The following is a 12,786-nucleotide window of genomic DNA, read 5'->3' as shown; positions in this document are numbered from 1 at the left end:
GGGAAAACCTGTGAGACAAGCCTGCCAGACGCACAGAAGGACGGTGCCACTCACCCTGAGTTGATGGTGTTGCGCGTGTCATGTTGACATCCGTGCAGGTGAGAGCCGCGTGATCAGGAGCTGATACCACGCTGTGGGCGGCGCCGGACCCGGCCGAGGAAACGCCGCCGGCGGGGCGCCCGCACACGGACGACGCCGAACACGCTGAACCCGTCGATCTCCACGACGGGCGGCGTCGGCAGCTCGGACCGCTGTGCGTTGGTGGAGCGCCGACCGAGGAAGCTCCAGCCGGTCATCCGCACCTCGACGCCCTCGGGCACGTCGATCTCGACCCTGCCCAGGACCGCGTGGACGACGATCCGGTGGTGGTTGCGCAGCAGGAGCGCTTCGCGCATGTCCACGTCGACGCGGCCTGCGAGGGCCGCGACCGTCTCGTTGGGCACGGCCACCCAGCGGCCGCGGCGGGCGACGCGTCCGAACAGGCCGATCACGGGCTGGGGGTCGAGCCGGATGGGCTGCTGGTCGGCCGGGACGAGGTCGGCGGTCACGCCGGGCAGTTCGCCCAGGGTCCGGGCCTCCTGCACGAGCGAGGAGCGCTCCTCGAACTCCTCCAGGTCCAGACGGCCGTCTGCGGTGGCCTCGCGCAGGACCCTCAGGACCCGTTCACGGTCGGCGTCGGAGGCACGGAGCCTGGCGGGGGAAGGTTCCTCACTCACGTCGGTCAACACTAGAGCAACCGTCCCCTCATGCGCGTCCTCCAGGTCGTCGGTCGTGGTGTGCGGCGTGGCGGGTGGGCGGGCGCGGGCCCGCCCACCCGTGGTCACAGGTCGATCAGCACCTGCCGGGCGACGGCCGTCGCCGAGGGCCGGGCCGCGGCCAGCGGACGAACCGCCATCCGCACCAGCGCCCGTGCGTTGTCGTCGCCCGCGACCCGGTTGGCGCTGAGCCCGCCGCAGCGCGAACAGCGGTGGATGATCATCCATTCGCCGTCCGGCCGCGCCGAGATGCTCACCGCGTCCATCCGGCCCCGGCAGTCCGCGGCGCGGTCGCCGGGGATCCGGCGGTCCACGTGCAGGCTGGACAGGCAGTGCGGGCAGTGGTTGCGGTGCGCGGTCCCCGGTGCGTCGGCGGGGATCTCCAGCCGGCACCGCACGCAGCGGAACGAGCCGGTCCGCCCGGCCTCGCCGTGGGCGTGCAGGACGGTCTTCGGGCGCTGGGCGCGCCGTCGGCCGCGTGTGTTGCGCCGGCCCACGCTCACACCTCCCCGAACAGGTCGAGCGGGAAGGGCGGCTCGGCGAGCGGCCGTACGGCGAGGCGCATCAGGACGAGGTGGTTGTCGTCCGTGGACACGGCGCTCTCCGACAGTTCGTCGCACAGGGTGCAGCGGTGGATGAGGCGCCACGCGCCGCCGCGCGGGACGGCGATGGAGATCGGGACCATGCGGCCGCCGCAGTCGGCGGGCCCACCCTCGACCTGGTCGACGACGTGGCGTGAACTCAGGCAGCTGGGGCAGTGGTCGCGCCGCGCGCCCCCAGGGTCGAGGACGGCGGTGGTCAGACCGCAGCGCACACAGGTGAAGGTGGCGGTGCGCAGGACGGGGCTGGGTTCGGTGGTGGACACCCGGGAACTCCTTGCTGGACATCGGAATCAGGCAGCAGGAGCAGGCCGAGCGGTTCTCGACGGTGCGGTGGCGGTCCTCGTCAGCGGGCCGTGAGCGGCCGGGTACGGAGGTCGTCCGCACGGTGGTGAAGCGCGCTCGGCGCGGTCCGGGTCATGAACAGCCTCCTGGGGCCCGGTCGGCGGGTGCGCTTCCGGGTCTGGTCGTCGTGGTGCGGCCGATCCTAGGAAGCGACCGATCAGCGCGCAATGGATTTTTCGCGCTCCCGGTGCGGCGCGGAGGACCGACACGCGGGCCGGACGCGCGCGAGGGCGCGCCCGGCCCGCGTCGTGCTAGACGGTCGGTCCGGCGGGTCCGCGGCGCCTGCGGGCCAGGTGGATGGCTCCGGCGCCGGAGGCCATCAGGACGATGGCCGCGGCGAAGAGCCCGGTGACCGCGCTCCCCGTCCGGGGCAGTGCGGCCTCGGCCTGCCCGCCGCCGTGGTCGCTGTGGGCGGCCGCGGGGGAGGCGTCGAGCTCCTCTTCGGCGGTGTCGGCCCCGACCGCGGTGTCGGTCTCCGCGCCGTCCGTGCCCTCCTCGGCTCCGGTGCCGGTCTCCGCGCCCGCCGAACCCGTCTCGTCGGCGGCGTCCTCGGCGGCGTCCTCGACGGTGTGGTCGGCGTGGTCGGCGCCGTGGCCCTCCTCGGAGGCGGGGGCCTCGAAGCCGTCACCGGCCGCTTCGGTGGCCGGGGCCGCCCCGTCCGCGCCGAAGGTGACGTCCGAGCAGGTGTAGAAGGCCTCGGGGCTGTCCGAGCGCTGCCAGATGGTGTAGATCAGGTGCTGCCCGCTCTTGCGGGGCAGGTCGGCCGTGATCGAGTAGGTGCCGTTCTCCGCCACCGGGTCCTGGTGCACGGCGAACGGTTCCGGCTCCAGTTCGGCCCACGTCAGCGGGGTGGCCGGGTCCCAGTCGTCCGTGGTGACGTAGTACTCGATGGCGCCGCGGTGCGGTGCGGTGACCGAGTACTCGAACGTGAACTCGCCACCGGACGGCATTTCCGTGGAGCGCCATTCCCCGGGATTGTTCAGCCCGGAGTACTTGTCGCGTCCGGCGCTGCACAGTTCGCCGTCGGGGATGATCTCCTGGTGCCGCCCGGCGGCGTTGGCGATGTTGACCTCGTTCCAGTCGTAGAGCGGCTGTGTGCCGTTCTCGGCGACGAGCCGACGACAGACCTCGGACCGCGGGTTCTCCGGCCCCTCCTCGAAACAGGCGGCGATGCGGCTGATCGGGCTGCCCAGGGTGCCGTGGGCGCCCGCTGGCGCGGCGGCCAGGCCCGCGATCGCCACGGGGGCGGCGGTGAGCACGGCCGCGGAGCGCAGGACGCGTCCGAATCTCATGGGGGTTCTCCTCGAGTCGTGGACTAGCGGGAAGCCGCGCGAATCGCGAATCCGCGCGGCCGTCCGGGCTGGAGGGGACCACCTTCCGAGCAGTCGGGGGCGTGGGGGCCACCGGGATTCCAGCCCGCCCGAAAGGTGTGGATCGTGACTATACAGATCACATCACGAAACGGAAGCATTCTCTGGAAAAAAGGTCCTGGCCTGGATGTTTGACGTATCGACAAGTCAACAGTAAGGTTTGTTTTTGATTGACTGGAGAAGTGTGCCATTTTCCTATGAGTGGTTTTCCTGGAGAAACCCGGTCCCGCCCCGACCCGCCCGCCGGCCCACACGTCTCCGTGTCCCTCCGCCGACCCGTCTCCGGGCCCCGCTCGCGGCTCACGCCCTCCGGCCGGAAACTCGGTGGATATTCACCCGCGAATTTGCCACCGTGGCCTCATGACCTCATCTGATCCGGGCCGGAGTGTGCCTGGGAGCGCATCCATGGGCCCCAGCGACTCCAGCGCCGTCCCCGCGCTCCTGCTACGCGGCGTCGTCAAGCGCTTCGGTTCCCTGACCGCGGTCGACGGTCTGGACCTCGACGTCCCGCAGGGTGTCGTCCTCGGCCTGCTCGGGCCCAACGGCGCGGGCAAGTCCACCACGATGAAGATGCTCACCGCCCAGAGCCTGGCCGACGAGGGCGAGATCCGCATCCTCGGCCACGAGATCCCCGCCGAGTCGAAGTGGGCGCGCGCCCGCATGGGGGTCGTGCCCCAGCACGACAACCTCGATGAGGAACTCACCGTCGAGCAGAACCTGCGGATGTTCTCCTTCCTCTACCGCGTCCCCCGCCGGCAGCGCCGCGAGGCCATCGCGCGCGCCATGCGACTGGCCCAGCTCGGCGACCGCGGCGACACCCTCGTGGACGACCTCTCCGGCGGCATGCGCCGCCGCCTGCTGATCGTCCGCGCCCTCCTGCACCGGCCCGAACTCGTGCTCATGGACGAGCCCACGGTCGGTCTGGACCCCCAGGTCCGCCAGGACCTGTGGGGCGTCATCAACGCCCTGCGCGCCGAGGGCGTCACCGTGCTGATGTCCACGCACTACATCGAGGAGGCCGAGCGCCTCTCCGACGAGGTGGCCCTGATGGCGGCGGGCCGGGTCGTCGAACGCGGCACCCCCGCCGACCTCGTCGTCAAGTACGCGGGGGCGACCGTGGAGGAGTACACACCGGGGGAGGACGGCATCGACGCCCTCGAAACCCTCATCCGCGGCCACGGCTTCACCACCCGGCGCACCGGCACCACCGTGTCGGTCCTGCGCGCCGAGGAACTGCCCGAGTCGCTCCGGGACCGGCTGGCCACGCCGCTGAGGCGCGCCAGCAACCTGGAGGACGTGTTCGTGACCCTGACCGGGGAGAGTGTGGAATGACCCTGCGACAGACCAGGGAGGACGCCCGGCCGGAGATCCACGCGCGTCCCGGACGGTTCGAGGCCGACGCCGTGCTGGGCGTGGTCGCGCGCGAGTGGATCCTGTACGGCCAGTCCTGGCGGGCGACCACCTTCGCGGCGGTCGTCGAGCCGACGCTGTACCTGCTGTGCTTCGGCTTCGGCATGGGCGCCCTCATCGGCACGCTGGCCGGCTACAGCTACATCGACTTCCTCGGCACCGGCATCGTGGCGGTGTCGGTGATGTTCCAGTCGATGATGCCCGCCGTCATCAACACCTTCATCAAGCGCCGCTTCCTGCACACCTACGAGGGCATCCTCGCCACCCCGATCGACGTGCGCGAACTGGTCACCGGCGAGGCGCTGTGGCTGGCCATGCGCTCCGGCGTCTACGGCTGCGTGCCGCTGCTGGTCGCCATCGGCTTCGGGCTGCGGCCCGGCCCCGGCATGCTGCTCGTGCCGTTCATCGCGTTCCTGGCGGGCTTCGCCTTCGCGCTGTTCGGCATCTGGATCTCGGCGGTCATCACGTCGGTGCGGTCGATGGACTACGTCTTCAGCGGCCTGTTCACCCCGCTGTTCCTCGTGGCCGGGACCTTCTTCCCGCTCACCGAGCTGCCCGACTGGGTGCAGTCGGCGGCCATGGTCAACCCGCTCTACCACGCGGTGGAGCTCATCCGCGGGGTGGTCTTCGGCGGCCTGGCGCCCGGGACGGCGCTGGGCCACGTCGCCGTGCTGCTGGCCTTCATCGTCCTGATGTGGTTCCTGGCGGGCTTCCAGATGCGCCGCCGCGTCGTCAGCTGAGCCCTCGGAGCACAACGCGGCGGTGGCGCGGGAGGTCTCCCCCCGCGCCACCGCCGTCACCGCTGTCCGGCTACTCGCCGCCGCTGGGCGCCCAGCGCAGCTCGAAGCTCGCGCGCTCGCCCTCGTCGGTGACGCTGAGCGCCACGCCCAGCGCGCCCCACTCCTCGGGGGCGGCGACGTCCGTGGCCGGGATCGCCTGCCGCAGGTCGACGTATCCGGCCATCACGGCGTCGTCCATCTCCTGCATGGTCTGCTGGAACACCTCGTCGTCGGCCAGACGGCCGCCGCCCGAGCCGTTCGAGACGACCACGGTGTCGCCGTCGGCGCTGACCTGGGGAACGGAGGAGGCGTAGGGCCCGGCCATCCCCTCGACGAGGCTGTTCAGCACCTGCTCGTCGCCGCCGACCGCGCGGTACTCGAAGACGGCGTCGTCGGTGTCGCCGGAGGAGAAGTCCAGGTTGGTGGCGCCGAACGCCGTGGACGTGCCCAGCAGGCCGCCGAAGCTGTCCGGCAGCGGCACGCCGATGGAGTTGAGGTTCCGCTCCATCTCGGTCTGCTCACCGCTGCCGAGGAGGGGGATGCCCTGCTCGTAGGCGCTGGTGAAGGCCTGGTCCAGCCCGGTGCCGCCGACCGCCACGACGGTGTTCTCGGGCAGGTCGCCCATGGCGGCCACGCTCGCCCCCGGGGACTCCGAGAGCCAGGTCAGGTCCGTCTGGTCGACCTCGAAGGCGAACACGTCCATCCGTGCCTCGAGGTAGTCGCCGTCGACCCGCATGGACGCGGTCGCGCGACCCGACAGCGCCGTCTCGGCGGGGAGTTCGGACTCGACCTCCTGCGCGAACTCCTCGACCGCCATCAGGCCGCCCAGGTCCGTCCAGCCGACCGCGATGCTGCCGCCGGGCACGTCGGACAGGTCACTGGAGAAGGTCTCGTTGCCGTCCAGGGTGCCGTTCGCCTCCACCTGGCGGTTCAGGTCGGCGATCGCGGCCTCGTTGAAGGACAGCAGCGCGAAGTCCTCCACGACCTCGAAGGCGAGGTCGTCGCGCTCGTCGGCGAGGGAGGTGAGCTGTTCCTCGGCGAGCGCCTCGTCGGTCACCGACAGCGCGATGGCCCCGCTGACGCCCGCGCCCTCGGACGCCTCCTCGTCGTCGGTCGGCCACACCGAGCCGCCGACGCCCTGGCCGATCCACTCCTCCACCTCGGCCTGGTCGGCCTCGGGGAAGGCCTCGACGAAGCCCTCGGCGAGCATCGAGGTGGTGTCCTCCTCGGGCTCGCCGATCTCCTCCAGCATCTCCTCTGGCAGCCGGTCCACGAACTGGAGCAGGTCGATGGCCTGGGAGCCGTCGATGGCCAGGTCCATCTTGCCGAACGCGACCGAGTTGCCGGGCAGGACGGTCTCGGGCTGCGGCCCGCCGAAGTCCACCAGCGACACCGTCGCCCAGACGGTGCCCGCCATGACCACGACGGCCACACCCGCGGCGGTCGGGATGAGCCAGCGGTTGCGGCGACCGCCGCCGGAGGGCGGCACCTGGCCGCCCGAGTACTGGCCGCCGTAGGGCGGGCCGCCGGGCGCTCCGCCCCCCGGCACGCCGCCGCCGGGCATGCCGCCACCGGGGGCGCCGTGCTGCGGGTACGGCGGCTGTTGGGGCTGTTGGGGCTGCTGGGGGTACGGCTGGCCTGGGGCGGCGCCGTACTGAGGGGGGTAGCCCTGCCCAGGCTGCCCGGGCTGCTGAGGCTGCCACTGGGGCTGCTGTGGGGGATCTGGGTAGGACATCATGCCTCCGACGGGGAATGACAGTGCGCGTGAGCGCGGGATCGACGTGGGTTCTGATGCAGGGTCACCCCGGTGCGGTTCGCATCCGGAGCCGTTCGTGTGCCAGGAACGGGCGGACCGGAGGAACGGCCGGCCGGACCACGCCCCGGCACGGTACGGCACGGGTCGGACCATGTCGGCCCGGACGGACGCCGGGGTCCGTCCGGGCCGACACGTCGACCGGGGCGCGGGGTCAGGGCGCGGAGGTCAGGTCCACGCCGCTGTAGGCCGCCAGCTTGCTCAGGCGGTGCTCGCTGCGCACCTCGCGGACGGTGCCGCTGCGCCCGCGCATGACCAGGGAGTCGGTGATGACCCGCGACGCCTCGTAGCGCACGCCGCCGACCAGCTCGCCGTCGGTGATGCCGGTCGCGGCGAAGAAGACGTCGTCGGAGGAGACGAGGTCGTCGGTGTGCAGCACGCGCCCCAGGTCGTGGCCGGCCGCGAGGGCCTTGGCGCGCTCGTCCTCGTCCTTGGGCCACAGCCGCCCCTGGATGACGCCGCCCAGGCACTTCATCGCGCAGGCGGTGATGATGCCCTCGGGGGTGCCGCCGATGCCGAGCAGCAGGTCGACACCCGTGCCCGCGCGGGCCGCCATGATCGCGCCCGCCACGTCGCCGTCACTGATGAACTTGATCCGGGCGCCCGCGTCGCGCACGTCCTGCACGAGCTGCTTGTGGCGGGGCCGGTCCAGGATGACGACCGTGACGTCCTGCGGGGACTTGCCCTTGGCGCGGGCCACCGCCCGGATGTTGTCGGCGACCGGCGCGGCGATGTCCACGACGTCGGCGGCCTCGGGGCCCGCGGCCAGCTTCTCCATGTAGAAGACCGCGGAGGGGTCGAACATCGTGTTGCGCGGGCTCATCGCGATGACGGCGATCGCGTTGGGCATGCCCATGGCGGTCAGCGTGGTGCCGTCGATGGGGTCGACGGCCACGTCCCAGCCCTGGCCTCCGCCGTCGCCCACGTTCTCCCCGTTGTAGAGCATCGGGGCGTTGTCCTTCTCGCCCTCACCGATCACCACGGTGCCGTTCATGGACACGGTGCTGATCATGTGCCGCATGCCGCGCACGGCCGCCCCGTCGGCACCGATCTTGTCGCCCTTGCCGACCCAGCGGGCCGCCGCGAGTGCTGCGGTCTCGGTGACGCGGACCAGCTCCAACGCGAGGTTTCTGTCGGGCACCGAGGACTGCGCGGTGGAGCTCGCGGACTGCGACATGGAGGTGACACCTTCCATCAGGGATCAGGGCGGGGATACACGTCTTAGGGTAGTCACCCGACGTGTTCCCCGACTGTCACGGGTCGTTCGGGGTGTCACACCGCCCGTCGCCGGCGGGCGCCACCCGCGACGGGCGCGCGGTGGCGGTGACCGTCTACGCTGGCCTGACCCGGACCGGAGTGAGGGCGTGACAGTGGACAAGACGGACAGGCCGGAGAAGGCCGTGCGGGTCTCGCCGCGCGGAGCCGCCACACGCAGTGCTCTGCTCAGGGCGGCGGCCCAGGTGTTCCGCACCGTGGGCTTCGCCAAGGCCGGCGTGAGCGAGGTCGTCTCCGTCGCCGGCGCGAGCGTCGGCAGCCTGTACCACCACTTCACCGGCAAGGCCGACCTCTACCTCGCGCTGTACGAGGAGTTCCAGCAGCGCCAGCAGGAGCGCACCCACCAGGCGGTGGTGGACGCCCGGGCCGAGGGTGAGAGTGATCCCACACGGCTGATGAACATCGCCGCCCGCGCGTACCTGCTCGGCAGCATCGAGGAGCGCGACACCGCGCGGCTGTTCTTCAGCGGCGACGGCCCTCCCGGATTCGACTACCAGCTCCGCGCCCGGCTCACCCAGTGGAGCGACCGCAACGTGGCCCTGTTCCGCAAGGCCGACGAACCCGTGGACGAGGCGCTGCTCATCGTGGTGAGCGGGGCCATGCTCCTGGCCGTCGCCGAGGTGGTGCGGCGCGACGACGCCGACGCGCGAAAGCTCGCCGACGACATCACGGCGCTGCTCTCCCAGTTCGAGCGCCGGTCCTGACCGCCCCCGGCGCCGCCGGCACCCGCCCCAGGGCGTGTTCCGCGGATACCCACCCTGCTGCGCGACGCCCCAGCGGCGCTCTCGCTTCGTTCTCATCAGTCAACGGCCAAACCGGGACGGCTCCTTCTTCGGCCTTGCGAGAGCACCACTGGAACGCCGCTCGCGACGGGCGGCATCCACGGAACACGCCCTAGCGGCACCCCGGATCAGAGGGGTCGCGGGCCTGGGGCAAGCTGGGAGCTGTCATGAGTGAGTACAGCCGGTCCAACGCCACCTTCAAGAACTACGCCATCTCCCTCGGGATCCTCGTCGCGATCCTGCTGGCCATGGCGTTCGTGGTCTCCACGCGCCGTGGCGAGCACATCCCCTCCGTGGACTACCGTCCCGACGTCGACGTCCTGCGCGAGGCCGCGGACTATCCGGTGACGGTGCCCGCCGAGGACCTCGTCGAACAGGGGTGGACGCCCACCAGCTCCACCCTCGACGTGACCGGTCCCGTGGAGTGGAGCGTGGGCTTCGCCACGGCCGCCGACAGCCACGCCCGGCTCATCCAGAGCGACGACGACCCGGCCTCCGTGGTCTCCGAGAGCGTCGAGGACGCCGAGCCGGTCGGTACGGTCGCCGTGGGCGGCCGGGAGTGGGAGCACTACGAGTCCGAGGACTGGGGCGCCCTGGTGCTGCAGGGGGACGACATGACCCTGGTGGTGGCCGGCAGCGCCGACGTGGACGAGCTCGCCCACCTGGCCGGGGGCCTGGAGACGGACGCGGCGGGGACCGAGTGACCGTGCCGGTCCGCCCGCCGTCCTGAGCGGCCGCCGCCGTGCGCCGCGGCGGACACGAGAGAGGGACCCGCGCTCGGCGCGGGTCCCTTCGTGTGTACCGGGGCGCTACTCCGCGCGCAGGTCCCGGCGCAGTTCCTTGGGGAGCGAGAAGGTCAGGGTCTCGTCGGCGGTGGTGACCGGGCTGACGGAGCCGTATCCGTGCGAGGCCAGCTTGTCGAGGAGCTCGCGGACCAGGATGTCCGGCACGGACGCGCCGCTGGTCACGCCGACCGTGGTCACGCCCTCCAACCAAGCGTCCTCCATGAGGGAGGCGTTGTCGATCAGGTGGGCGGCGTCGGCGCCGGCGTCCAGCGCGACCTCCACCAGCCGGACGGAGTTGGAGGAGTTGTCCGAGCCGACCACGATGACCAGCTCGCACTCCGGTGCCATCGCCTTCACGGCGTCCTGGCGGTTGGACGTGGCGTAGCAGATGTCGTCGCTGGGCGGGTCGAGCAGGTTCGGGAACTTCTGGCGCAGGGCGTCGACGGTCTGGGTGGTCTCGTCCACCGAGAGCGTGGTCTGGGAGAGCCACGAGACGTTGTCGGGGTCGCGGACCTCGACCTTGTGCACTTCGTCGGGGCTCTCGACGATCTGGATGTGCTCGGGGGCCTCGCCGCTGGTGCCCTCGACCTCCTCGTGGCCGATGTGGCCGATGAGGATGATGTCGCGGTCCTCCGAGGCGAAGCGCTTGGCTTCCTTGTGCACCTTGGTCACGAGCGGGCAGGTGGCGTCGATGGTCTTGAGCTGTCGCCGTTCGGCCTGTTCGTGCACGGCCGGGGAGACCCCGTGCGCGGAGAAGACGACGATGGCGCCCTCGGGCACCTCCTCGGTCTCCTCGACGAAGATCGCACCGCGTTCCTCCAGGGTGCGCACCACGTGGGTGTTGTGCACGATCTGTTTGCGCACGTAGATGGGCGCGCCGTACTGCTCCAGGGCCTTCTCGACGGTGATGACCGCACGGTCGACACCGGCGCAGTAGCCCCGGGGGTTGGCGAGTAGCACACGGCGTTGATTCGTCGCAGTCGTCGTCGCAGTCATGTGTTACATCCTAGGTGCGATGAACGGTCCGGTGTCCGAGTGTGGGCAAGCGCATTGAAGTGGGCATACCCGGCGGTTCGGCGGTGTTGGTCACGGTACTGTGACGGAGCGTATGCGTTTCCGCTTCGACGTGGCGAAATCGTTCACTTATCCCCCGCTCATGGTGTTCCTCCCTCCTCTATCCTGGTTCACCATCACATCTGTTATAGGCGGTTCGCCCTCAACTCGGCCTTGCCTGGTTTGCTGGACGCGCGCCGCTGGCCCAACCGCCGAGATCATCAGGAGCCCCCGTCCTATGTCGAACCCGACGATCGCCACGAAGCTGAAGACCCTGGTCCAGGGCATCTTCGGCCGAAAGGAGCCGGTCACCGCCACCGTTTCCGCCACGAAGGACGAGGACACCGCGTCCACGACCACGGCGGCCGAGACGGTCGAGTCCCCCGCCGAGACCACCGACGAGGCCCCCACCGCGTCGGCCGAGGCGAAGGACGCCGAGCAGGCCGAGAAGAAGGACGAGGCCACCGAGGCCACCGACGCCGCCGCGGAGCCGGCGGTCGAGGAGAAGAAGGCCGAGCAGGAGAAGGCCGAGAGCGCCGAGGACACCTCCGCCGAGGGGGCTTCCACCGAGGAGTCCTCCACCGGATCCGGCGCAGACGAGGCGCCCGCCGCGAACCCCGAGGCGGTCGAGGCCGCGGAGGTCGTCGAGGCGCCGGAGGAGGCCGCGAAGGCCGCGGCCGAGCCGGAGCCCGCCAAGCCCGCCCCCGCGGTCGACGTCGAGAAGGACGGCGCGGCGATCGCCGAGGAGCTCGCCGTCGCCGAGGCCCACACCGAGGTGGCCAGCGACGAGGTGCTCGAGAAGGTGCGCAGGGGCGCCGCCCCCGCGGTCGAGGACCTGGCCGTGCCCACCTACGACGAGCTCACCCTGCCGTCGATCCGCGCCCGACTGCGCAAGCTCACCATCGAGCAGGTCCGCGACCTGCGCGCCTACGAGGTCGCCCACCAGGGCCGCCCCGAGTTCATCAAGATGTACGACAACCGCATCGCGAAGCTGGAGTCGGGCGAGTAGTCCGCACCCGCACCCGCACCCGCACGCGCACCGAGCCCCCTCCCGGACGTCCGGCAGGGGGCTCGGCCGTGTTCAGCCCTCGACGATCGCGCGCAGCGCGGCCACGTGCGCCTCGTAGGCGGACCGGCCCTGCTCGGTCAGGGACAGCCAGACGCGCCGGCGGCGTTCGCGGGTGGCCCGGCTCTGCCGGAGGTAGCCCTTGTCCATGAGGACGCCGACGTGCTTGCTCAGGACCGAGGCGCTCACCTGGAGCTGCTCCTGCGCGGTGCCGAACTCGACCTGGTCGGCCGCGCTCAGCATCGCGCAGACCTTGAGCCGCAGCGGGGCGTGGATGGTCGTGTCGAAGCCGTCGGCGGGGTCGGTCGTGGTGCTCAACGCTCTCCGCCCCGTCGGTAGTACGGGCCGGTGCGGCGGTGGTAGGGGCCGAAGAGGGCGATGAGGGCCCCGAGGGCGACGGTGAGCCCGGGCCAGACCCAACGGTCCCCGGACACGGCGAAGAGCGCGACCGCGGCGGTGATGGGGACGAGTGCGGCGATCATCAGCGGGCGCAGCTCCTGGAAGGTCAGCCAGCGCAGCACGCCCATCCGCTTCACTCCGTGGTGCATGAGCAGGAGGGTGCCCGCGAGGAACGCGGTGATCCCCGCGAAGTACACGACGTTCCACACACCGGTGTCGGGCAGGACGAAGAGGAGGCCGTAGGGGGCGACGAGCAGCCCGAGGACCGGGTAGTACCAGCCCGGCACCGGGACCGCGCGGGTCGTGTCCCGGACGCGCTCGATGTCCGGGAACCGGGAGCGGGTTCCGGACGTCT

Annotated in this window: 14 protein-coding genes; 5 read left to right on the top strand and 9 right to left on the bottom strand. The window is 71.5% G+C overall.

The window, feature by feature from the left end:
* Window positions 1-113: 113 nt before the first annotated feature.
* The 4 genes from HNR10_RS10445 to HNR10_RS10430 all read right to left on the bottom strand — a co-directional run bounded on the left by HNR10_RS10445 (window position 114) and on the right by HNR10_RS10430 (window position 2,991).
* A complete protein-coding gene (locus HNR10_RS10445) occupies window positions 114-716 on the bottom strand; it encodes a DUF1707 SHOCT-like domain-containing protein (protein WP_179822765.1) in 603 nt (200 codons plus the stop codon).
* Between the two features lie 104 nt (window positions 717-820).
* Window positions 821-1,258 carry an RNHCP domain-containing protein gene (locus tag HNR10_RS10440; RefSeq protein ID WP_179822763.1) on the bottom strand — a complete coding sequence of 146 codons (438 nt, stop codon included), beginning with the start codon at window positions 1,256-1,258 and terminating at the stop codon, window positions 821-823.
* On the bottom strand, window positions 1,255-1,620 hold the full coding sequence (locus HNR10_RS10435; RefSeq protein WP_179822762.1) for an RNHCP domain-containing protein: 366 nt from the start codon (window positions 1,618-1,620) through the stop codon (window positions 1,255-1,257). Before HNR10_RS10435 ends, HNR10_RS10440 begins: the two co-directional genes overlap by 4 nt.
* 330 nt (window positions 1,621-1,950) lie before the next feature.
* Complete coding sequence (locus HNR10_RS10430; protein WP_179822760.1) at window positions 1,951-2,991, bottom strand: lytic polysaccharide monooxygenase; 1,041 nt, start codon at window positions 2,989-2,991, stop codon at window positions 1,951-1,953.
* 483 nt (window positions 2,992-3,474) lie between these two features.
* On the opposite strand from HNR10_RS10430, the gene HNR10_RS10425 reads away from it, so the two are divergent.
* Together HNR10_RS10425 and HNR10_RS10420 are read left to right on the top strand one after the other, a co-directional pair.
* A complete protein-coding gene (locus HNR10_RS10425; RefSeq protein WP_179822758.1) occupies window positions 3,475-4,401 on the top strand; it encodes an ABC transporter ATP-binding protein in 927 nt (308 codons plus the stop codon).
* On the top strand, window positions 4,398-5,219 hold the full coding sequence (locus HNR10_RS10420) for an ABC transporter permease (RefSeq protein WP_179822756.1): 822 nt from the start codon (window positions 4,398-4,400) through the stop codon (window positions 5,217-5,219). The genes HNR10_RS10425 and HNR10_RS10420 overlap by 4 nt, the downstream gene beginning before the upstream one ends.
* Before the next feature lie 70 nt (window positions 5,220-5,289).
* Here HNR10_RS10420 and HNR10_RS10415 read toward each other — a convergent pair whose 3' ends face one another.
* Both HNR10_RS10415 and glpX read right to left on the bottom strand, forming a co-directional pair.
* Complete coding sequence (locus tag HNR10_RS10415) at window positions 5,290-6,993, bottom strand: hypothetical protein (protein ID WP_179829656.1); 1,704 nt, start codon at window positions 6,991-6,993, stop codon at window positions 5,290-5,292.
* A gap of 232 nt (window positions 6,994-7,225) precedes the next feature.
* The gene (glpX, locus tag HNR10_RS10410; protein WP_179822754.1) at window positions 7,226-8,248 is read right to left on the bottom strand and encodes a class II fructose-bisphosphatase; all 1,023 of its coding nucleotides are present in this window, start codon (window positions 8,246-8,248) and stop codon (window positions 7,226-7,228) included.
* Between the two features lie 193 nt (window positions 8,249-8,441).
* On the opposite strand from glpX, the gene HNR10_RS10405 reads away from it, so the two are divergent.
* Both HNR10_RS10405 and HNR10_RS10400 read left to right on the top strand, forming a co-directional pair.
* Entirely contained in the window at window positions 8,442-9,050 is a 609-nt protein-coding gene (locus HNR10_RS10405; protein WP_179829655.1) for a TetR/AcrR family transcriptional regulator, read from the top strand.
* A gap of 245 nt (window positions 9,051-9,295) precedes the next feature.
* Window positions 9,296-9,832, top strand: coding sequence for a DUF4245 domain-containing protein (locus tag HNR10_RS10400; RefSeq protein ID WP_179822753.1), 537 nt, complete (start codon window positions 9,296-9,298; stop codon window positions 9,830-9,832).
* Between the two features lie 105 nt (window positions 9,833-9,937).
* Here the strand turns inward: HNR10_RS10400 and HNR10_RS10395 are convergent, their stop codons facing one another.
* Window positions 9,938-10,909, bottom strand: coding sequence for a 4-hydroxy-3-methylbut-2-enyl diphosphate reductase (locus HNR10_RS10395; RefSeq protein WP_179822751.1), 972 nt, complete (start codon window positions 10,907-10,909; stop codon window positions 9,938-9,940).
* A gap of 295 nt (window positions 10,910-11,204) precedes the next feature.
* Here HNR10_RS10395 and HNR10_RS10390 point away from each other — a divergent pair, with 295 nt between their 5' ends.
* Window positions 11,205-11,975: a hypothetical protein gene (locus tag HNR10_RS10390; RefSeq protein WP_179822749.1), complete on the top strand. Its 771-nt coding sequence runs from the start codon at window positions 11,205-11,207 to the stop codon at window positions 11,973-11,975.
* A 72-nt stretch (window positions 11,976-12,047) separates the two neighbouring features.
* On the opposite strand, the gene HNR10_RS10385 is transcribed toward HNR10_RS10390, so the two are convergent.
* On the bottom strand, window positions 12,048-12,350 hold the full coding sequence (locus HNR10_RS10385) for a transcriptional regulator (protein ID WP_179822748.1): 303 nt from the start codon (window positions 12,348-12,350) through the stop codon (window positions 12,048-12,050).
* Window positions 12,347-12,718 (bottom strand): hypothetical protein, encoded by a 372-nt coding sequence (locus HNR10_RS10380; protein ID WP_179822746.1) that lies wholly within the window; start codon window positions 12,716-12,718, stop codon window positions 12,347-12,349. Before HNR10_RS10380 ends, HNR10_RS10385 begins: the two co-directional genes overlap by 4 nt.
* Between the last annotated feature and the right edge of the window lie 68 nt (window positions 12,719-12,786).

Source organism: Nocardiopsis aegyptia (assembly GCF_013410755.1).
GTDB lineage: Bacteria > Actinomycetota > Actinomycetes > Streptosporangiales > Streptosporangiaceae > Nocardiopsis > Nocardiopsis aegyptia.
Note: the sequence above shows the minus strand (reverse complement) of the source record. Positions and strands in the feature narration are given on the sequence as shown.

Coding starts and splice junctions, on each gene's coding strand:
- HNR10_RS10430 (WP_179822760.1), bottom strand. CDS start 2,991: ATGAGATTCGGACGCGTCCTGCGCTCCGCGGCCGTGCTCACCGCCGCC.
- HNR10_RS10425 (WP_179822758.1), top strand. CDS start 3,475: ATGGGCCCCAGCGACTCCAGCGCCGTCCCCGCGCTCCTGCTACGCGGC.
- HNR10_RS10420 (WP_179822756.1), top strand. CDS start 4,398: ATGACCCTGCGACAGACCAGGGAGGACGCCCGGCCGGAGATCCACGCG.
- HNR10_RS10415 (WP_179829656.1), bottom strand. CDS start 6,993: ATGTCCTACCCAGATCCCCCACAGCAGCCCCAGTGGCAGCCTCAGCAG.
- glpX (WP_179822754.1), bottom strand. CDS start 8,248: ATGTCGCAGTCCGCGAGCTCCACCGCGCAGTCCTCGGTGCCCGACAGA.
- HNR10_RS10400 (WP_179822753.1), top strand. CDS start 9,296: ATGAGTGAGTACAGCCGGTCCAACGCCACCTTCAAGAACTACGCCATC.
- HNR10_RS10395 (WP_179822751.1), bottom strand. CDS start 10,909: ATGACTGCGACGACGACTGCGACGAATCAACGCCGTGTGCTACTCGCC.
- HNR10_RS10390 (WP_179822749.1), top strand. CDS start 11,205: ATGTCGAACCCGACGATCGCCACGAAGCTGAAGACCCTGGTCCAGGGC.